Genomic DNA, 20,437 nt, shown 5'->3' with positions numbered 1-20,437 from the left:
AGCCCGACTCAAACTCCGATCTCGTGCCCCGGACGCAGCGCACCGCGTCGCCCTTGCGACGTGGTGCGCTGCTGAGCCGGGGCCCATCCCTCGACATTCTCCCGCCGCCTTCTGGGTCCCGGCTCTGCGCAGCAACGCGAAGAGCGTTGCAGCGCGTCCGGGACACGAGAGTGACTCGCCCCCGACCTGTCGCAGAACTGCGACAGGTAGCCGCCGCCATCGCGTCCCCCCGGGCTGACAGGAAACGCCTCCCGCATCATCGTCCGCGCAAGTCGCGAGCCACGCGACGAATTGCGCAAACAGCAACACCGGGAGTGATCAATGAACAAGGTGGAATTCCTCAATCTCACGAAGAATCCCTTCGCCGCGAGCTACGACAATTTCATCGGCGGCAAATGGGCGGCCCCGCGTTCCGGCAAGTACTTCGACAACGTCTCGCCGGTCACCGGCCAGGTCGTCTGCAAGATCGCGCGCTCCGACGCGCAAGACGTCGAGGCCGCGCTCGATGCGGCGCATGCTGCCAAGGACAGCTGGGGACGGACCAGCGTCGTGGAACGCGCGATCATCCTCAACAGGATCGCCGATCGCATGGAAGAGAACCTGGAGCGGCTCGCGATCGCCGAAACCTGGGACAACGGCAAACCGATCCGTGAGACCCGCGCTGCGGACCTGCCGCTGGCGATCGACCACTTCCGCTATTTCGCCGGCGTGGTGCGCGGCCAGGAGGGCACGATCGGCGAGATCGATGATGACACCGTCGCCTACCACTTCCACGAGCCGCTCGGCGTCGTCGGCCAGATCATCCCCTGGAACTTCCCGCTGCTGATGGCCTGCTGGAAACTCGCGCCTGCGCTCGCCGCCGGCAATTGCGTGGTGCTCAAGCCGGCCGAGCAGACCCCGGCCTCGATCCTGGTCTGGGCCGATATCATCGGCGACCTTCTGCCGCCCGGCGTCCTCAACATCGTCAACGGCTTCGGCCTCGAAGCCGGCAAGCCGCTGGCATCCAGCCCGCGCATCGCCAAGATCGCCTTCACCGGCGAGACCACGACGGGCCGGCTGATCATGCAATATGCCAGCCAGAACCTCATCCCCGTCACGCTCGAGCTCGGCGGCAAGTCGCCGAACATCTTCTTCAAGGACGTGATGGCCGAGGATGATGATTTCTTCGACAAGGCGATCGAAGGCTTCGTGATGTTCGCGCTCAACCAGGGCGAGGTCTGCACCTGTCCGAGCCGGGCGCTGATCCATGAGTCGATCTACGAGCGTTTCATGGAGCGGGCGCTCAAGCGCGTTGCCGCCATCATCCAGGGCGACCCGCGCGATGCCGCGACCATGATCGGCGCGCAGGCCTCCGGCGAGCAGTTGGAGAAGATCCTTTCCTACATCGACATCGGCAAGCAAGAAGGTGCCACGGTCCTGGCCGGCGGCGCGCGTGCGATGCTGTCCGGCGACCTCGGCGGCGGTTTCTACGTTCAGCCCACGGTGTTCCACGGTCACAACAAGATGCGGATCTTCCAGGAGGAGATCTTCGGACCCGTCGTGTCGGTCACGACCTTCAAGACCGATGAAGAGGCGCTGTCGATCGCCAACGACACGCTCTACGGCCTCGGGGCCGGCATCTGGAGCCGCGACGCCAACCGCTGCTACCGCTTCGGCCGCGCCATCCAGGCGGGCCGGGTCTGGACCAATTGCTACCACGCCTATCCCGCGCACGCAGCGTTCGGCGGCTACAAGCAGTCGGGCATCGGGCGCGAGACCCACAAGATGATGCTCGACCACTATCAGCAGACCAAGAACCTCCTGGTCAGCTATAGCCCGAAGAAGCTTGGCTTCTTCTGACCGGTTAGCAGGGCGGCGCAGTCCATTCTCCCATTGCGCCGCCTTGCGTACTGACGGGGCACGGCTCATGCACGACAAGGTCAGCGCCACGGACGCAGCACTCGAGCTCCTGGCCGAGATCTGTGCGGATCACGGCCCCGTCCTATTTCATCAGTCCGGCGGCTGCTGCGACGGCTCGTCGCCAATGTGCTATCCGGCCGGCGAGTTCGTCATCGGCGAGAACGACGTCCTGCTGGGCCATATCGGCGGCATGCCGTTCTATATCAGCGGCCGGCAATTCGAAGCCTGGAAGCACACGGACCTCATCATTGATGTCGGCGCCGGGAGCGGCGGAATGTTCTCATTGGACAACGGACGGGAGAGGAGGTTCTTGACCCGGTCCCGAATCTGTTCGCGCGGCGGCGACGCGTAGATTTGTTGCCCGATCGGCGCCAAAGATTTTGCAATATTTCGACCACGTTGCACTGCGGCATAATGAAAGTCGTGCCATGTCGCCGCGGTGCTTTCCAATGGTGTTTGACTTGGGTTAGAGAGGACGAAAGTTTTCTCTGACCCGGAATTCCTATGGCCGCACCCAAGAAAGCCGCCGCAACCACTCCACAGGACAAACCCGACGGCGGTTCGCCCCCGGAATTCACCAGGGAGCAGGAGCTCAAGGCGCTCCGCGACATGCTCCTGATCCGGCGGTTCGAGGAAAAGGCCGGCCAGCTCTACGGCATGGGCGCGATCGGCGGCTTCTGCCACCTCTATATCGGCCAGGAGGCCGTGGTGGTCGGCATGCAGATGGCCCTGAAACAGGGCGATCAGGTCATCACCGGCTATCGCGATCACGGCCATATGCTTGCCACCGGCATGGACGCCAACGGCGTCATGGCCGAGCTCACGGGCCGCCGCGGCGGCTATTCCAAGGGCAAGGGCGGCTCCATGCACATGTTCAGCAAGGAGAAGCACTTTTACGGCGGCCACGGCATCGTCGGCGCCCAGGTCTCGCTCGGCACCGGTCTCGCCTTCGCCAACACCTATCGCGGCAACGACAATGTCAGCGTCACTTATTTCGGCGACGGTGCGGCCAACCAGGGCCAGGTCTATGAGAGCTTCAACATGGCGGAGCTCTGGAAGCTGCCGGTGATCTACGTCATCGAGAACAACCGTTACGCCATGGGCACCGCGGTCTCGCGGGCCTCGGCCCAGCAGGACTTCTCCAAGCGCGGCGTGTCCTTCAACATCCCCGGCAAGCAGGTCGACGGCATGGACGTCCGCGCCGTCAAGGCCGCCGGCGACGAGGCCGCCGCCTGGTGCCGCGCCGGCAAGGGCCCCTACATCCTGGAGATGCAGACCTACCGCTATCGCGGCCACTCGATGTCCGACCCGGCAAAATATCGCACACGCGAGGAGGTCGAGAAGGTCCGTCACGACCAGGACCCGATCGAGCAGGTGCGCAACCGCCTCCTGGCCGCGAAGGTCAGCGAGGCCGATCTCAAGGCGATCGACGCCGAGGTGCGCGACATCGTCAACGCGTCCGCCGATTTCGCCCAGCATGATCCCGAGCCGGATGCCGCCGAGCTCTGGACCGACGTCTACCGCTGAACGCGCGCTAGCTTTCTTTTGGAGTCGATATGCCAATTCAAGTGCTGATGCCCGCGTTGTCGCCCACGATGGAAAAGGGCAACCTCGCCAAATGGCTGAAGAAAGAGGGCGAGACGATCAAGTCCGGTGACGTCATCGCCGAGATCGAGACCGATAAGGCGACCATGGAGGTCGAGGCGACCGACGAGGGGACGCTCGGCAAGATCCTGATCCCTGAGGGCACCGCCGACGTCGCGGTGAACACGCCGATCGCGACCATTTTGGCGGACGGCGAGAGCGCGGCCGATCTTGCGAAGGCGCCCGCGCAGGCTGCGAAGGCGGCCGAGTCTGCGCCGCCCGCTGCCGCAAAGGCGGAAGCGCCCGCACCCAAGGCGGCGCCGGCGCCGCAGGCCGTCGCCGAGCCCGATCCGGAGGTGCCCGCGGGCACCGAGATGGTGACGCAGACCATCCGCGAAGCCTTGCGCGACGCCATGGCCGAAGAGATGCGCCGCGATCCTGATGTCTTCGTGATGGGCGAAGAGGTCGCCGAGTATCAGGGCGCCTACAAGGTCACCCAGGGCTTGCTCCAGGAGTTCGGCGCCAAGCGCGTCATCGACACTCCGATCACCGAGCACGGCTTTGCCGGCGTCGGCGTCGGCGCCGCCATGACCGGCCTCAAGCCGATCGTAGAGTTCATGACCTTCAACTTCGCCATGCAGGCGATCGACCAGATCATCAACTCCGCGGCCAAGACGCTCTACATGTCCGGCGGTCAGATGGGCTGCTCGATCGTATTCCGCGGGCCGAACGGCGCCGCCGCCCGCGTCGCCGCCCAGCACAGCCAGGATTACTCGGCCTGGTACTCCAACGTCCCCGGCCTCAAGGTCGTCGCGCCGTTCTCGGCCGCCGACTACAAGGGCCTGCTCAAGGCCGCGATCCGCGATCCCAATCCGGTGATCTTCCTCGAGAACGAGGTGCTCTACGGCCACACCGGCGAAGTGCCGAAGATGGATGATTTCATCATCCCGATCGGTAAGGCGCGCATCGTCCGCTCCGGCAGCCACGTCACCATCATCTCCTGGTCGAACGGCATGACCTATGCGCTGAAGGCCGCCGACGAGCTCGCCAAGGAGGGCATCGAGGCCGAGGTGATCGATCTGCGCACGCTGCGTCCCATGGACACCGAGACCATCATCAACTCGGTCAAGAAGACGGGACGCGCCGTCACGGTGGAAGAGGGCTGGGCCCAGAGCGGCGTCGGCGCCGAGATCGCCGCGCGCATCATGGAGAACGCCTTCGACTATCTCGACGCGCCGGTCGCGCGCGTCTCCGGCAAGGACGTGCCGATGCCCTATGCCGCCAATCTGGAGAAGCTCGCGCTGCCGTCGGCGGCTGAAGTGGTCGAGGCCGCCAAAGCCGTCTGCTACAGGTAGAATTTGGCGCACCCCATGTACAAGCTGACCTGGCATATCTACTGGCGCTGGATATTGGCAGCTCTGGCTTTTACAGTTCTCATTCCGCTTGCGATTATGGTGGTTGAGGCTCCGTTGATGCTTCTGGTGGCGATCATATCGCGCATGCTGGGCTATCCGGAATTTGCGGCGACGGCCACGGGCGTCATCAACGCGATGATCTTCCAGCCGGTGGTTCTTGTACCAGTGTTCTTCGCGGTTGGATTCCTGACACTTCGGTCCATGCTGAAACGAGCAATAGGAGTGAAGTTCGACGGGAAGATTCTTGTTCTTCAAGAAGCATCGAGTTCATTGCAATGAGCGGCCCGAAGGAGCAGCCACTGCCGCCCGACGTCATGACCCGCGACGACGCGGTCGAGATCCTGCGCGTCTTCGTGCTGGACGGCGGGCTGTCGATGGCGTTCCAGCGGGCCTTCGAGGAGCCCGACATGTGGGGCTTGCTGCTGGTCGATCTCGCCCGCCACGCCGCGCGCGCCTATGCACGCGAGAGCGAATACACCGAAGAGGACGCCCTCAACCGGATCCTGGAGATGTTCCAGGCCGAGATCGAGCGTCCGACCGACACCGGCACCACGACGCCGCGCGGCAAGGGACACTGACCGTGGCCATCGAAGCTCACCATTACGATTTCATGCTGGAGGCGATCCGCGAGGCCGAGGCTTCGATCGCGCAGGGCGGCTTGCCGATCGGCGCCGTGCTGACGCGCGGAGACAAGATCATCGCGCGCGGCCACAACAACCGTGTGCAGGAGAACAATCCGATCCTGCATGGCGAGATGAGCTGCCTGCGCGAAGCCGGCGCGATCTCGTTCCACGACACCGTGATGTACACGACGCTGTCGCCATGCTCGATGTGCGCGGGCGCGCTCGGGCTGTTCAAGGTGAAGCTGGTGGTGATCGGCGAGTCCGTCACGTTCGAGGGATCCAAGGACATCCTCGACAAGTTCGGCATCCCCTGGATCGATCTTGCCGACGCCCGTTCCATCACCATGATGAAGAATTGGCGTTCCGTCCCTGCCAATGAGCGCCTCTGGCAAGGCGACATCGGCAACTAAACCTGGTCTGTTCGTCTCCGCTGTCGGAGGCGATTTTTGCAAAGTTCTTCTTGAGGTCAGCATGCCCATCAACATCCTGATGCCCGCTCTTTCGCCGACGATGGAGAAGGGCAACCTCGCCAAGTGGCTGAAGAAGGAAGGCGACAAGGTCAAATCCGGCGACGTCATCGCCGAGATCGAGACCGACAAGGCGACCATGGAGGTCGAGGCCATCGACGAGGGCACGATCGCCAAGATCCTGGTGCCCGAGGGTACCCAGGACGTCCCGGTCAACGACGTGATCGCCGTGCTCGCCGGCGAAGGCGAGGACGTCAAGGCCGCCGGCAGCGCCAAGCCCAGCGCGTCTGCCGCGCCGCCGAAAGCGGAGAAGCCCGCTGAAGCGGCGGCTGCTGCAGCGGCTCCCGCGCCCGCGGCGCCTAAGTCTGCACCGCCGCCCGCCGCCGCACCTGCGCAGCAGGCTGCCGCTCCGGCCGCGCAGAGCAACGGCCATGCCGGCCGCGTCTTCTCGTCGCCCCTGGCTCGGCGTCTCGCCAAGGAGGCCGGCATCGATGTCGGCATGGTCACCGGCACCGGCCCGCACGGCCGCGTGGTCGCGCGCGACGTTGAGCAGGCCAAGTCCGGCAAGGGCCTCAAGGCGCCCGCCGCAGCGCCGTCCGGCGGTGCGCCGTCGAGCGCGCCCACCATGTCGGACAAGCAGATCCTGTCGCTGTTCGAGCCGGGCTCCTACGAGATCGTGCCGCATGACGGCATGCGCCGCACGATTGCCCAACGTTTGACCGCCTCGATCCAGAACGTCCCGCACTTCTATCTGACGATCGACTGCGACATCGGCAAGCTGCTCGCTGCCCGCGAGGAGATCAACGCCGCAGCTCCGAAGGACAAGGAGAAGAAGCCGCTCTACAAGATCTCGGTCAACGACTTCGTCATCAAGGCGATGGCGGTGGCGCTGCAGAAGATCCCGAACTGCAACGTCAGCTGGACCGAGAGCGGCATGGTCAAGCACCACCATTCCGACGTCGGCGTCGCCGTGGCGATGCCCGGCGGCCTGATCACGCCGATCATCCGCAAGGCCGAGACCAAGACGCTCTCCACCATCTCCAACGAGATGAAGGATTTTGCCGCGCGCGCGCGCTCGCGCAAGCTGAAGCCCGAGGAATACCAGGGCGGCACCACGGCAGTCTCCAACCTCGGCATGTACGGCATCAGCCACTTCACCGCCGTGATCAACCCGCCGCATGCGACCATCCTCGCGGTCGGAACCAGCGAGGAGCGGCCCGTCGTGCGGAACGGCGAGATCGAGATCGCGCACATGATGAGCGTGACTCTGTCCTGCGATCACCGCGCCATCGACGGCGCGCTCGGCGCCGAGCTGATCGGCGCGTTCAAGCAGCTGATCGAAAACCCCGTCATGATGATGGTGTGACGCGGCGACTGAGGGGGCAATCTTGCATGTCCGGACCCGCTGGCCATGGATGTCACTGCTGCTCGGAGCCGTCGTCGCGCTCAACCCGATCGGGCTCGATTTTCTGCACTCTGCGTTCTTTGCCGGTGAGCAGCTGGCACGGAACATCGCCCAGCCCATCGCGCTCATCGCTCTGGCCCTGATGGCCGTGGTGGTGATGCTCGAATGGCTGGTGAGGTCTTTTCTGGTCAAGCGCCGCGTCCGCGGCGCCTCTTGAGTTGAACGGGAGCCGCCATGGCCGATACATCCTTCGACATCATCATCATCGGCTCCGGTCCCGGCGGCTATGTCACCGCGATCCGCGCCGCTCAGCTCGGCTTCAAGGTCGCGATCGTCGAAAAGTCCTATCTCGGCGGCATCTGCCTGAACTGGGGCTGCATCCCGACCAAGGCGCTGCTGCGTTCGGCCGAGATCTACCATTACATGCAGCACGCCAAGGATTATGGCCTCTCGGCGGAGAAGGTCTCGTTCGATCCGAAGGCGGTGGTGCAGCGCTCGCGCGGCGTCTCGAAGCGGCTCAATGACGGCGTCGGCTTCCTGATGAAGAAGAACAAGGTCAGCGTGATCTGGGGCAAGGCGACGATCGATGCGCCCGGCAAGATCACGGTGAGCAAGTCCGACGTCGAGTCGCCGAAGGGCGCGCTGGGCGAGGGGACCTATCAGGCCAAACACATCATCGTCGCGACCGGTGCGCGGCCGCGCGTGCTGCCGGGGCTCGAGCCCGACAAGAAGCTGGTCTGGACTTATTTCGAGGCGATGGTGCCGGAGCGGATGCCGAAGTCGCTGCTGGTGGTCGGCTCCGGCGCGATCGGCATCGAGTTCGCCTCCTTCTTCCACACCATGGGAAGCGACGTCACCGTGGTCGAGGTGCTGCCGCAGATCCTGCCCGTCGAGGACGCCGAGATTGCGGGCCTTGCGCGCAAGCGCCTGGAGAAGCAGGGCATCAAGATCATGTCCTCGACCAAGGTCACGAAGCTGGAGAAGAAGGCCGACAGCGTCCTCGCCACCATCGACGACGGCAAGGGCAAGCCTGTCACATCAGAGTTCGAGCGTGTGATCTCGGCGGTCGGCGTCGTCGGCAACATCGAGAATCTCGGCCTCGAAAAGCTCGGCGTCAAAACCGACCGCGGCTGCATCGTGATCGACGGCTATGGCAAGACCAACGTCCCCGGCATCTACGCCATCGGCGACGTCGCGGGACCGCCGATGCTCGCGCACAAGGCCGAGCATGAAGGCGTGATCTGCGTCGAGGCGATCAAGGGCCTGCATCCGCACCCCATGGACAAGAACCTGATCCCGGGCTGCACCTATTGCCATCCGCAGGTCGCATCCGTCGGTCTGACCGAAGCCAAGGCCAAGGAGAATGGCCGCGAGATCCGCGTCGGCCGCTTCCCCTTCGTCGGCAACGGCAAGGCCATCGCCCTCGGCGAGGACCAGGGCCTGGTCAAGGTGATCTTCGACAAGAAGACCGGCCAGCTGTTAGGGGCCCACATGGTCGGCGCCGAGGTCACCGAGCTGATCCAGGGCTACGTCGTCGCGATGAACCTCGAGACGACCGAGGAAGAGCTGATGCACACGGTCTTCCCGCATCCGACGCTGTCGGAGATGATGAAGGAAGCGGTGCTGGACGCATATGGAAGGGTTTTGAACATCTGACCAGTGAGCCGACCGGCGATCGGATCCGTCATCCTGAGGTGCGAGCACAGCGAGCCTCGAAGGATGCACGGTCCCGCTGCAGCAGCCGGGCTCGTCGCCCTTCGAGGCCTTCGCTTCGCTCCGGCGCCTCAGGGTGACGGGACCATAAACCGAACACAGAACAACAAGAGGGAATGAACCCATGCACGACAACGACAATCTCACCATCGAACGCCCGACCTTTGTCACCCATCTCGAATGCGCGATGGAGGGCGATCATTACGCCGCCGACCAGGTCCACAATCTCTCCAAGGCCGGCAAGCCGCTCTTGGTGCGCTACGACCTCGCTGGCGTGAAGAAGGCGCTGACCAAGGATGCGCTCGCCCAACGCCCCGCCGACATGTGGCGCTATCGCGAGCTGCTGCCGGTGCGCAAATGCCAGGACATCGTCTCGCTCGGCGAAGTCACGACGCCGCTGGTCCGGCTGCCGAAGCTCGGGAAGAAGCTCGGCGGCGGCGAGATCATCGTGAAAGACGAGGGACGGCTGCCGACCGGCTCGTTCAAGGCGCGCGGCCTCGTGATGGCGGTGTCGATGGGCAAGGCGCTCGGCATCAAGCACATGGCGATGCCGACCAACGGCAATGCCGGCGCGGCGCTCGCGGCCTATGCGACGTCCTGCGGCATCAAGACGACGATCTTCTGCCCGGCCGACACGCCGGAGGTGAACGTCAGCGAGATCGAGCTGCAGGGCGCGACGGTCTACCGCGTCAACGGCTATATCGACGATTGCGGCAAGATCGTCGGCGAGGGCAAGGCTAAGGTCGGCTGGTTCGACACCTCGACGCTGAAGGAGCCGTACCGCATCGAGGGCAAGAAGACGATGGGCCTCGAGCTCGCCGAGCAACTCGGCTGGGACGTGCCCGACGTGATCTTCTATCCGACCGGCGGCGGCACCGGCCTGATCGGCATGTGGAAGGCGTTCGACGAGCTCGAGAAGATCGGCTTCATCGGCTCCAAGCGCCCGCGCATGGTCGCGGTGCAGGCTTCCGGCTGCGCGCCGATGGTGCGCGCCTACGAGGCCGGCACCGAGCACGCAACGCGCTGGGAGGACGCCCACACCATCGCCTCGGGCATTCGTGTGCCGCAGGCGATCGGCGATTTCCTGATCCTGCGCGCGGTGCGCGAGAGCAAGGGGTTTGCCATCGCGGTGGACGACGACAAGATCTCGGCGGCCCTGAACGAGGTCGCGCGCGAGGAGGGGCTGTTGCTGTGCCCCGAGGGCGCCGCGACCTACGCCGCCTACAAGGAGAGCCTTGCCGACGGCCGCGTCTCGAAGAGCGATCGCGTCATGCTGTTCAACTGCGCCACCGGCCTGAAATACCCGCTGCCGCCGGTCACCCGCACGCTCGATCGCCACAAGCCGATCGACTATTCACAATTCTAGCGCGGCACTACGCCACGAATGATCCCTCTTCCCGTACGCGGGAAGAGCAAAAACAATATCGACATCGCTGGGGAGAAGACAATGACGAAGGCCGTCTGGGCTGCGCTGTTTGCTGTTCTCGCTGTTGCAGGCGCCGCGCGCGCCGATGACTATCCCTCCCATCCCATCACCATCATCGTGCCGTTTGCGGCCGGCGGTCCGTCGGACGCGATGGCGCGCGTGCTCGCCGATCGGATGCGCACCTCGCTTGGCCAGGCCGTCGTGATCGAGAACGTCACCGGCGCGGGCGGCTCGATCGGCGTCGGCCGCGCCGTGCAATCGCCGCCGGACGGCTACACCATCTCCTTCGGCCATCTCGGCACCCACGTCGCCAATGGCGCCGTCTACAAGCTCAAATACGACCTCGTCGCCGATCTCGAGCCGGTGGTGCTGCTGCCGAGCAATCCGATGATCATCGTCAGCAAGACCGCGGTGCCCGCGACCTCGCTGAAGGAGCTTCTGGAGTGGTTGAAGTCGCGGCCGTCGCCGCCGACGGCCGGCACCGCCGGCGCCGGCTCCGGCAGCCACATCGCCGGCGTCTATTTCGAGAGCGTCTCCGGCATCAAGCTGCAATACGTGCCCTATCGCGGCACCGCGCCTGCGCTGAACGATCTCATCGCCGGCCAGATCGACGTCATCGTCGACCAGACCTCCAACTCCATCAACCAGGTCCGCGCCGGCACCATCCGCGCCTATGCCATCACCGACGACAAGCGCCTGGCCTCGGCACCGGAGATCCCGACCGCGGAGGAGGCGGGCCTGAAGGGCTTCAACATGACGCTGTGGTCGGGCCTATGGGTGCCGAAGGGCACGCCGAAGGAGATCGTGGCCAAGCTCAACGCCGCAGCCGTGGAAGCGCTGAACGATCCCGCCGTGCGAAAGCAGCTCGAAAGCCAGGGCCTGGAGATGACACCGAAGGACCAGCTCACGCCCGAAGCGCTCGGTGCCCGTCAGAAGGCCGAGATCGCAAAATGGTGGCCGATGATCAAGGCCGCGAACATCAAGGTGGACTGAGACAAGGTTCGTAGGGCGGATTAGCCGCAGCCGTAATCCGCCGTCCCGCTCTCCGCAGAGACAGAAGAGGCGGATTACGCTGCGCTAATCCGCCCTACGATGCCGATGTTCAATCCACCGGCGTCGCCTTGGCGTTGGCGTCCTTCGTCACGACGCGCTCGTCGCTCTTGCCAGCGACCACGCCGCTCGCCTCGAAGCGTGCGCGGTACACCAGCACGTTCTCCATCACGCGCTGGACGTAGTTGCGCGTCTCCGACAGCGGGATGCGCTCGACCCAGTCGACCGGATCGACATTGGGGTCGCGCGGATCGCCACGGGCCTGCACCCATTCGCGCACGCGGCCGCGGCCGGCATTGTAGCCGGCGAAAGTCATGATCTGGTTGCCGCGATATTCCGACAGCAGCGCGCTGAGCTCGGCCGCACCCATTTGCGTGTTGTAGACGGGGTCGGAGACCATCTTGTCCCAGTCATAGGTCAGGCCGAAACGCTTGGCGGTATCGCGGCCGGCTTCAGGCGTCACCTGCATCAGGCCGACCGCGTTGGCGGCCGACTTGTCGCGCTGGTCGAACGAGCTTTCTGTGCGCGCCACCGAATAGATCACGCTGGTCTCGATCGCGGGCGCGACTTGCCGGTGCTCGGGAATGCCGATGGTGGGGAAGGCGTAATGGTCGAGCGCGAGCCCGCGCGCCAGCGCCGATTTGCCGACCTCCAGCATCACCCGCGCATCGCCGCGCTGGCCGGCGAGTGCGCCGAGACCTTCGAGGGCCGCGACGTCGGTGCTCTCCTTGGCGAAATCCTCGGCGTAGTAAAACACCACGTCGCGCTCGCCGATGCCGTAGAGCATGTCGGCGGCGCGCACGCGCTCGTCCGATTCCGGCGTGTCGGCGGCGGCCAGGACCGGCGAGGGCGGCCGCAGCTCGATGCGGTCGAGGCCGAGCCTGGCCCGCGCCAGCTGGCCGTAATAGGCGGTCGGATAGCGCGCGGCCGCCCGATAGCTCATGCGCGCATCGGCGCTCGCGCCCATCGCCTCGGCGGCGCGGCCGCGCCAGTAATGGGCGCGCGACAGCGCGATCGGATTGGCCGAGCCGGCGTCGATGGCGGCAAAGTGCACCATCGCCGCCTGTGGATCGTCGAGGAAGCGCAGCGCGATCCAGCCGCACATGAAATGATAATCGACGCGGTAGACTTCCTTCTCGGGCACCGCGGCCGTGCGCACCACGTCATAGGCCGTCTTGAACTTGCCCTGGTCGAGCAGCTTACGCGCGAGCAGGCGGCGCTCGCGCCACCAGGCGTCGGTGTCCTGGGCCGCCATGGTCTCTGGCGCGGCGGCGAGGATCACTTCGGCCGCGTCGTCGATGCGGTCCTTCTGCAGATGCCATTGCGCGCGGCACAGCACATAGCCGAGATCGCGGCGCGCCTCGGCCGAGACGTCCTCGAGATAATCCTTGGCCTTGCTGGCCTTGCCGGTGACCGCGGCGCAGGCCTTGACGATCGCGAGCGCGTCCTCGCCGAGCCGTTTGGCCGCGCGCCGCGCAGCCGCGTAGTCCTTGGCGCCGAGCCGTCTGTCCATGCGGGCGCGATGATCGTCCGCGGTGAGCAGGTCGCGGAACGCCTCGTAGGAATCCTCCTCGCTGCGCTCGGACAATTCGTCGGCGCGCCAGGCCTCGCGCACCAGCCGCGCGGCGCGGTCGGTATCGCCTTCGGCGAGCAGCACGCGGGCGAGCGCGAACTTGCCCTTGGCGCTGATCGGCCGGTCCATGGTGAATTTGTGCACGGTGGCCGCATCGCTCTTTTCCTGCCACAGCCGCGCCTCGGCGCGGCGTCGGAGCAGGGCGCTGCTCGGCCAGTCCGGATTGGCGGCGAGGAAGCCGGCGTAGCGCTTGAAATTCGCCGTGCTCTCGGAATGGCGCAGCATGAACCAGTCCGCGAGCTTCTGCCCGGCGGGATCGGCAATGCGGTCGCGCGCCGCGCTCGCGTCCTCGGTCTTACCCTTGCGCGCCAGATCGATCGCGTTCTTCAGCGCGGCGAGGTCTCCGGTGAGCAACGGCGCTGCGGGCTTGTCCGCGGGCGCCTCGTCGTTCGTCTTCGACTTGCGCTTGGCCTCGGCATGCTTGCCATGGCGCGATTTTGCCGACGATTTCGCCGCGGCATGGCGCGGCTTGCCGGCTTTCGCCTCATGCGTCTTCTTCGGTGCGGATGATTTGTGGCTGCTCTTGGCCGCCAGCTCGGTGGGAAGGAGGGCCATTGCGGCCATGGCGACGACACACGCGAGCGAGCGTATGCACTGGTTCATTCCATGGTCCCCCCTGCGAAACCACCACAAACCAAGGTCCGCGACGACATGCGGCTTGAGAATCGACCACACCGCGAACGATGCCACGGCATCGTTTCGCATTCCTCACGCTGTCGCAACAATGCGGCAAAATACGGATGCGGCAAGGGAACTTTCCGCAAAGAAGAAAGCGCGAGCGCTTCAGTTTTCGTTAACGATCCGGGCTCGCGCGACGGTTGTGCGCCGCTTTGCGCGTCACAGGGGCCCATTGCGCGTGTTCCCACCGCCAAATCCGGTGTATGAGTTCCCTCAATCCGCCCTTTCAGCTCTTGCCCCCACGCCCATGCCGATTTTCAACCAGTCGATCCGGCGCAAGATCGTCGGGATCGCCCTCGGATTGATCGTCCTGATGCTGGTCACCTCGATCCTGTCGATGGTGATGTCGAGCCAGGTCGGCGTCCTGCTCGACGAGCTGACCAACCGTTACATCCCCGCCTACAGCCATCTCGCCCGCGCCAACATCCGTTCGCTGGAGCGGGCGCTGGCGCTGCGGCAGATGGTGATGACCCGGATGGGATCGTCGTCGGACGAGGAGGCCTATGCGGCGCGGCTTCGCGACTTCGAGGCACTGGACCGCAAATTCGAAGAGGAGGCCGAGACCGCGCGCAAGCTCATCAACGCGATCATCGACGATCCCAGGACGTATTCCGACAATGCTGCGCTGGGGCGGATCGACGTCCGCATCGAGACCGCGGTCACCGAGCTGCGGCGGAATCTGGACGAGGGCAATGCGAAACTGCTCAAGCAGGTCGAGGCCAAGGATATGGCGGCGGCCCGCGGCACTCTGGAACAGCTCGACACGCTGCGCGATGCGTTCAACCGGAAGGTCGATGCGATCCGCGCCGACATGCTGAACCAGGTCTTCTTCTCGACGGCGCAGGTGATCAGCCGACAGTATCAGGCGATCGTCGTTTCGGGCGTCGTGACCTTGCTCGCGGCGATCGTCGGGTTTGCCTTTGCGCTGCTGGTGTCCAGCGGCATCACGCGCCCGGTGCGGCTGCTGCTCGCCGGTACCCGCGAGGTCGAGGCGGGCCGCTTCGACAAGACCATCACCGTCTCCACCCAGGACGAGATCGGCGAGCTCGCCGCGGCCTTCAACCGCATGACCGAGCAACTCAGGCACAACGAGCGCATCCGCGAGACCTTCGGCCGCTACATCGATCCCAAGGTGGTGCAGGGCCTGATCGACCGGCCGGAGGTCGCGATCGACGGTGAGCGCCGGCTCATGACCATCATGTTCTGCGACATGAGCGGCTTCACCGCGATGAGCGAGGGCATGACCCCGCGCGGCCTCGTCAGGGTGATGAACCACTATTTCACGGTGATGTCCGCCCCCGTCAGGGGCAATCGCGGCATCATCGACAAATATATCGGCGATGCCATCATGTCCTATTGGGGCCCGCCCTTCATCGAGGAGGGCGAGCAGGCGCTGCTCGCCGGCCTTGCCGCCATCGAGATGACCGACCAGGTGCCGGCGCTGCAGAAGCAGCTGCCCGACCTGCTCGGTATCCGCGCCATGCCGGCGCCGTGCGACCTGCGGATCGGCATCGCCACCGGCGAGGTCCTGACCGGCAGCATCGGCTCCGAATTGATGATGAGCTTCACGGTGATGGGCGATGCCGTGAACCTCGCCTCGCGGCTGGAAGCCGTCAACAAGGTCTACGGCACCCGCATCCTGGTCTCGCAGGCCACCGCGGCTGCGATCGGATCGCGGCTCGAGCTTCGCGAGATCGATCGTCTGGCCGTCGCCGGCCAGAGCGAGCCGCAGCCGATCTTCGAAGTGATGGCGAGGGCAGGCGCGCTCACCGGCGCGCAAGCGAGCATGCGCGCGTCCTATGCCGAGGCGCTCGCCGCCTATCGCGCCCGGCGGTTCGAGGAAGCGCGCGCTGGCTTCAACGCGGCGCTCGAAGCCGTGCCCGGTGACGGCCCCTCGCGCACGATGCTCGGCCGCATCGCGCAGTTCGAGGCGAGCCCGCCGGACGCCGGGTGGGACGGCGCCTGGCGGCTGGACAGCAAATAGGACTGCCGCGGGAAAAATTGATTCTACTCGATAACGATGTTCGCCGTGACCTATTTCCCGGGCTTAGGTTGAGTGTCCTTGAGGCGTTTGATGGGGATACGCCGATGACACATCTTGAGGACAGGCTGGAACGGTTCGAGACGCTTACCGCCGAATGCGAGCTGATTACCAAGCTCGCCACCGACAGCACCAAGCGCGAGTTCTATCTGAAGCTGTCGGAGCAGTACCGTCAGCTGGCAGCGGAGATGCGCCAGGCGATCGCGACCAAGGCTGCGGCCTGAGGCGGGCTGCAATTCGTTCTTAATATTTGGCGCGCATCCTGAAAGCACATGAGCGGTCGCTGAGCGGCGGTTGCTCGTGCCGGGAAGGCCGGGGTTCGCTGCAATGCAGTAGGCCTCGCGAGTGTCATTTGCCATGCCTGACAGGGCAATCACATGCGCCTCGTTGCCGTGATCATCTTCGCGCTCATGACGTCGGCCTGCGACCAGGAGCAGGACATCACCGGCTCGACGACGCCGGCCTGCCCGATGCGGAACTACAGCTACAACCCCCGCGACATGAACCAGTGCGTCAGCGCCTGCAAATCCTGCGATCGCGGCACCACGGTCACCTGCACGACCTCCTGCACCCTCAAGGGCGCCCGCTGAGATCCTGACGCCCGCGGCGGCCGGGATCGGCGAACCCGAGAGAGAGAGACCGCCCTGTTCGCGGGAGCGCCGGTGGTGCTTGGACACCGGAACGATTCACTTGGGTTAATCATTGAAGCAGCGGCAGGACGCGGAGTCCGATGGAAATGGGTATGCTCGATCCCGGTCGATTTCTGGTGTCGTGCTCGCATTGCGATGCCTGGCCGATGGCGGTCAATGTGAAGCGGTCGAGCTGGTGGTCGTCCCCGCACGAGGTCCGCTTTGTCTGCACGCGCTGCCGCCGCGAGGAAATCGCGATCGTCTCGGCCTCCGGCGAATTGACCCCCATCAAGCGCCTCGATGCTCCGCCACGCGACGTCGCTGCCGCCTGGGCCCTGGCGCAGCGTATGCGCGGGCGGACCTGAGCGGGCGGTGACAACGGCCAGCGGTCGATTGACTCCCCGGCGCAACGGCACGTAAGTTGATCGGTGACGGTTCTCCTCACGGAGATCAAAAGGGAATGTGGTGCGGGATGGTCCCAACCGGGATTTGTCTCAACGCCACGGCTGCCCCCGCAACTGTAAGCGGTGAATCTTGCGTCCTGTGCCACTGGGAATCTCGGTCCTGGGAAGGCGACGTAAGGTAACGACCCGCGAGCCAGGAGACCTGCCGTCAGCCGTGGTCACACGCGAAGATGTCGGTCGGGGAGTACAGACATTGGCTTCACCGGAGCAATCCATCGCTCTGCCGTGAAACCTCGTTCGCTGTGACGTGCCACTGACGTCATACCGAGGTTTACAACCGTGTCCCGTCTTGTCTCTGCCGCCGGGCGCCTCAGCGCCGGCCTGCTCGCGTCCGTTTCGCTCCATTCGCTCGAGCCATCTCCCGCCGTCGCTCAGCAGGCCTTTGCCGAGCAGTTGCCGCCGATCGAGGTGACCAGGCCCGACGATCAGAACCGCACCCGCGCCCGGGCGATCGGCGAGGGCGAGCCGGCGAAGCGCCGGGGAACCGCGAATGCCACGCCGGCAGGCGATGGCGCGGCCTCATCCGGCTCGGGCACCGAGGCGGTCGCCGGCAATGGCGGTATCGTCGGGGCCGCCACGACCGTCATCACGGCCGCGGATATCGCGCATTCGCCGTCGCAGACGCTCGCCGAGATCATTGCGACGCAAACGCCGGGCGCCCAGATCACGACGTTCTATGGCGGCCCGATCGGCGCCAAGACCGGCGTGGATCTGCGCGGCTTCGGCGCGTTTGCTACAGCCAACACGCTGGTGCTGGTCAACGGACGGCGGCTGAACGACGTCGACATGGCACAGGTGGACCTCTCCACCATCCCGCCCAATTCCATCGAACGTATCGAGATCACGCGCGGCAACTCCGGCGCCGTGCTCTACGGCGACAACGCGGTCGGCGGCGTGATCAACATCGTCACCAAGAACGGCGTCGGCGGCCCGCCCGTGACCGCGCGCATCGAGGCCGGATTCGGCTCCTTCAACACCAAGCTCGCCAACGTCTCGACGTCGCTCAGTTCCGGCCCATGGTCGACCTCTTTCTATGGCAATACCGTCAAGACCGACGGCTATCGCGACAACAATCGCTATGTCCAGCAAAACGGCGTCGGCAATCTCAATTACGCGACACCAGGCCTGACCGCCTTTCTCACCGTCACCGGCGACAATCAGGAGCTGCGGCTGCCGGGTGGGCGCACCGTCGATCCCTCCATCGGCCTTGACGAACTCGCGACCAATCGACGGGGAACCAGCACGCCGTTCAATTATGCCAACCAGCAGGGTTTTGGCGCGACCGCGGGCTTTACCAAGACCCTGGTCAACGGCGTCGATCTCATCGTCGACGGCGGCGTGCGCGACAAGAAGCAGCAGAGCGCGTTCTTCTCCAGCCCCGCGCCGGTTCCGGGCTTCTTCACGTCGACCTATGTCGAGTCCCATCTGACGACATGGTCGGTCACGCCGCGGCTCAGCGTGAAGAGCCTGCTGTTCGGGATGCCCTCGCAGCTCCTGACCGGCATCGACTATTACGACGCCAGCTTTCAGCAGAACCGCGGTGCCGGGCAGGGGCTCTCCCCCTGGCACAATTACGATCTCAGGCAGCAGACGGTTGCGGGCTATTTCCAGCACACATTGGCCGTGGCGCCCACCACCGATATCTCCTATGGCGCACGGGTGCAGACCATCAGTCTTGCGGCACGCGACAATTTCGACCCGGCGGCGCCGTTCAACACCGACATCGGCGCGCAGCCATTGGCGAGCAGCGAGACCCAATATGCGCTGCATCTCGGGGCCGAGCATCACCTCAACGATACGGTCTCGGTGTTCGGCCGTGCCGCGCGCGCGTTCCGCACGCCTGACGTGGACGAGCGCCTGTCCTCAGGGCCTTCGTTCGATCCCCTGACCTTTGCCGCGATCCCGCAAACGTTTCAGCTCAAGACCCAGACGTCGCAGGATGTCGAGGGCGGCCTGCGCATCAAGGGCGGCGGGCTGCAGCTGCAGAGCAGTCTCTATCTGATGGACCTCACCAACGAGGTCCATTTCAGCCCGGTGCTGTTCTACAACACCAATCTCGATCCGACCCGCCGCTACGGCTCGGAGACCAGCCTGTCTTATCGCGTCAACCACGCTCTGCTGCTGCGTTCCGGCATGGCCTATACCCGCGCCGTCTTCCGCGAAGGCATCTGGGCCGGCAACGACGTGCCGCTGGTGTCGCGCTACACCGCGAGTGCGGGTATCACCTGGAACATCTGGCAGAATTATCTGGTGCTCGATGCCACCGCGCGCTTCTGGAGCGAGCGGCGGATGGACAACGACCAGGCCGGCACCCAGAAGCAGATTCCCGCCAACGGCACGATCGACCTCAAGCTCAGCGGGCGGGTCGAGCGTTACTTCTGGTCGCTCAGCGTCAACAACGCGCTGAACGCGCTCTACTACGATTACGCCATCGCAAGCACCTTCACGGACGGCCGCTTCAGCGCCTATCCGCTGCCCGGCCGCACCTATCTGCTCAAGGCCGGCGCCACGTTCTGATCAGCACGCCCGTCAATGGACTGGAATTCGTCAACAAGGAGATCATCCATGGCTCTTCGCATCATGTCTCTCGACATCCTGCCGTCCCGTGGCGACGGCTTTCGCCTTCATCCGGTCGCGTCGCGCCTTGCGCCGATGTTCTGCTTTGCGCTGCTGACGGCCTCATGCGCGCTGGCAAGCTTCGCTTTCGCCTGCGCCACGCCGTTCGCGGCCTTCGCCGTCGTGGCAGCCGCGATGCTGCCGCTGCGCCAGGCGCTGCTCGTCGTCACCGGCGCCTGGCTCGTGAACCAGACCATCGGTTTTGGCGCGCTGCATTATCCGATCGATGGCAGCACCATCGCCTGGGGTTTTGTCATAGGCGCGGCCACACTTCTCGCAACCGCCGTGGCGTCGGCCGTGCTGCGCCTGCTGCCGCAGGACCGCACATTGCTAATGCTGGCGATCACGCTCGCCGCCGCCTACGGGACCTACGAGCTTGCGCTGCTCGCCGCGACGCCGTTCCTCGGCGGCGAGGGCGCCTTCACCGCCGCCATCGTGACGCGCATCGCCCTGACCTGCGCCGTGTGGCTCGTCGGTCTCGTTGCGGCCTGCGAGATCGTCCGCTTGCTCGATCCGTTCGGCCGCAAGGGCGCGATGTCGGCCTGAGCGGCAGCCCGGATGAGCGCGGCGACATCCGGGCTACGCGATCGCGCCTGTGTCGCCCCGCTGTCAATCCACTTGCGCAAAAATATTCTACTTTACCGAAATTCGGTTTCGGCGTATGTGTCGTCCATCCCGGCTCACCAAGAGGGGCGATCTCGAGGTCGTCTTGATCGCGAGCCGGGGTTGCGGTGGACGCGGCAGCGTCGGCATGAGAGGTGCGGGCAGGGCGGGTAGTCCCTGTGAGCTCGCGG

General features: G+C 65.2%; 19 protein-coding genes and 1 riboswitch. Of the genes, 18 read left to right on the top strand and 1 reads right to left on the bottom strand.

Annotated elements, in window-relative coordinates; all coding sequences use genetic code 11:
• The first annotated feature begins 321 nt into the window (after window positions 1–321).
• From adh to SE92_RS04545, 12 genes are all read left to right on the top strand, one after another.
• Window positions 322–1,839, top strand: coding sequence for an aldehyde dehydrogenase (adh, locus tag SE92_RS04600; RefSeq protein WP_063194672.1), 1,518 nt, complete (start codon window positions 322–324; stop codon window positions 1,837–1,839).
• Between the two features lie 67 nt (window positions 1,840–1,906).
• The gene (locus SE92_RS04595; RefSeq protein ID WP_063194671.1) at window positions 1,907–2,251 is read left to right on the top strand and encodes a DUF779 domain-containing protein; all 345 of its coding nucleotides are present in this window, start codon (window positions 1,907–1,909) and stop codon (window positions 2,249–2,251) included.
• A 152-nt stretch (window positions 2,252–2,403) separates the two neighbouring features.
• Entirely contained in the window at window positions 2,404–3,426 is a 1,023-nt protein-coding gene (gene pdhA, locus SE92_RS04590) for a pyruvate dehydrogenase (acetyl-transferring) E1 component subunit alpha (protein WP_063194670.1), read from the top strand.
• Between the two features lie 29 nt (window positions 3,427–3,455).
• Window positions 3,456–4,838 carry a pyruvate dehydrogenase complex E1 component subunit beta gene (locus SE92_RS04585; RefSeq protein WP_063194669.1) on the top strand — a complete coding sequence of 461 codons (1,383 nt, stop codon included), beginning with the start codon at window positions 3,456–3,458 and terminating at the stop codon, window positions 4,836–4,838.
• A gap of 15 nt (window positions 4,839–4,853) precedes the next feature.
• The gene (locus SE92_RS04580) at window positions 4,854–5,177 is read left to right on the top strand and encodes a hypothetical protein (RefSeq protein ID WP_063194668.1); all 324 of its coding nucleotides are present in this window, start codon (window positions 4,854–4,856) and stop codon (window positions 5,175–5,177) included.
• Complete coding sequence (locus SE92_RS04575) at window positions 5,174–5,476, top strand: DUF5076 domain-containing protein (RefSeq protein WP_063194667.1); 303 nt, start codon at window positions 5,174–5,176, stop codon at window positions 5,474–5,476. Before SE92_RS04580 ends, SE92_RS04575 begins: the two co-directional genes overlap by 4 nt.
• 2 nt (window positions 5,477–5,478) lie before the next feature.
• On the top strand, window positions 5,479–5,931 hold the full coding sequence (locus SE92_RS04570; protein WP_063194666.1) for a nucleoside deaminase: 453 nt from the start codon (window positions 5,479–5,481) through the stop codon (window positions 5,929–5,931).
• 61 nt (window positions 5,932–5,992) lie between these two features.
• Window positions 5,993–7,354, top strand: a complete 1,362-nt coding sequence (locus tag SE92_RS04565; protein WP_063194665.1) for a pyruvate dehydrogenase complex dihydrolipoamide acetyltransferase — start codon at window positions 5,993–5,995, stop codon at window positions 7,352–7,354.
• Between the two features lie 49 nt (window positions 7,355–7,403).
• Window positions 7,404–7,610 carry a hypothetical protein gene (locus SE92_RS04560; protein ID WP_063194664.1) on the top strand — a complete coding sequence of 69 codons (207 nt, stop codon included), beginning with the start codon at window positions 7,404–7,406 and terminating at the stop codon, window positions 7,608–7,610.
• Window positions 7,611–7,627: 17 nt separating this feature from the next.
• The gene (gene lpdA, locus SE92_RS04555) at window positions 7,628–9,049 is read left to right on the top strand and encodes a dihydrolipoyl dehydrogenase (protein ID WP_063194663.1); all 1,422 of its coding nucleotides are present in this window, start codon (window positions 7,628–7,630) and stop codon (window positions 9,047–9,049) included.
• A gap of 181 nt (window positions 9,050–9,230) precedes the next feature.
• A complete protein-coding gene (locus SE92_RS04550; RefSeq protein WP_063194662.1) occupies window positions 9,231–10,472 on the top strand; it encodes a threonine synthase in 1,242 nt (413 codons plus the stop codon).
• An 81-nt stretch (window positions 10,473–10,553) separates the two neighbouring features.
• Complete coding sequence (locus SE92_RS04545; RefSeq protein ID WP_063194661.1) at window positions 10,554–11,525, top strand: tripartite tricarboxylate transporter substrate binding protein BugD; 972 nt, start codon at window positions 10,554–10,556, stop codon at window positions 11,523–11,525.
• A gap of 109 nt (window positions 11,526–11,634) precedes the next feature.
• Here the strand turns inward: SE92_RS04545 and SE92_RS04540 are convergent, their stop codons facing one another.
• Window positions 11,635–13,818 (bottom strand): lytic transglycosylase domain-containing protein, encoded by a 2,184-nt coding sequence (locus tag SE92_RS04540; protein ID WP_063194660.1) that lies wholly within the window; start codon window positions 13,816–13,818, stop codon window positions 11,635–11,637.
• A 322-nt stretch (window positions 13,819–14,140) separates the two neighbouring features.
• Between SE92_RS04540 and SE92_RS04535 the strand changes: the two genes are divergently transcribed.
• The 6 genes from SE92_RS04535 to SE92_RS04515 all read left to right on the top strand — a co-directional run bounded on the left by SE92_RS04535 (window position 14,141) and on the right by SE92_RS04515 (window position 20,189).
• The gene (locus SE92_RS04535; RefSeq protein WP_063194659.1) at window positions 14,141–15,877 is read left to right on the top strand and encodes an adenylate/guanylate cyclase domain-containing protein; all 1,737 of its coding nucleotides are present in this window, start codon (window positions 14,141–14,143) and stop codon (window positions 15,875–15,877) included.
• Between the two features lie 104 nt (window positions 15,878–15,981).
• On the top strand, window positions 15,982–16,158 hold the full coding sequence (locus SE92_RS36490; RefSeq protein ID WP_198172561.1) for a hypothetical protein: 177 nt from the start codon (window positions 15,982–15,984) through the stop codon (window positions 16,156–16,158).
• Window positions 16,159–16,311: 153 nt separating this feature from the next.
• Entirely contained in the window at window positions 16,312–16,524 is a 213-nt protein-coding gene (locus tag SE92_RS04530; RefSeq protein WP_063194658.1) for a hypothetical protein, read from the top strand.
• 140 nt (window positions 16,525–16,664) lie between these two features.
• Window positions 16,665–16,928 (top strand): hypothetical protein, encoded by a 264-nt coding sequence (locus tag SE92_RS04525; RefSeq protein WP_245324450.1) that lies wholly within the window; start codon window positions 16,665–16,667, stop codon window positions 16,926–16,928.
• Window positions 16,929–16,978: 50 nt separating this feature from the next.
• Window positions 16,979–17,191: riboswitch (cobalamin riboswitch) on the top strand.
• 115 nt (window positions 17,192–17,306) lie between these two features.
• Window positions 17,307–19,544, top strand: coding sequence for a TonB-dependent receptor (locus SE92_RS04520; RefSeq protein ID WP_063194656.1), 2,238 nt, complete (start codon window positions 17,307–17,309; stop codon window positions 19,542–19,544).
• A gap of 63 nt (window positions 19,545–19,607) precedes the next feature.
• Window positions 19,608–20,189, top strand: coding sequence for a hypothetical protein (locus SE92_RS04515; protein ID WP_063203348.1), 582 nt, complete (start codon window positions 19,608–19,610; stop codon window positions 20,187–20,189).
• Window positions 20,190–20,437: the final 248 nt, after the last annotated feature.

This window comes from Bradyrhizobium sp. AT1 (assembly GCF_001590795.1).
GTDB lineage: Bacteria > Pseudomonadota > Alphaproteobacteria > Rhizobiales > Xanthobacteraceae > Bradyrhizobium.
This window is presented reverse-complemented; position numbering and strand designations above follow the sequence as displayed.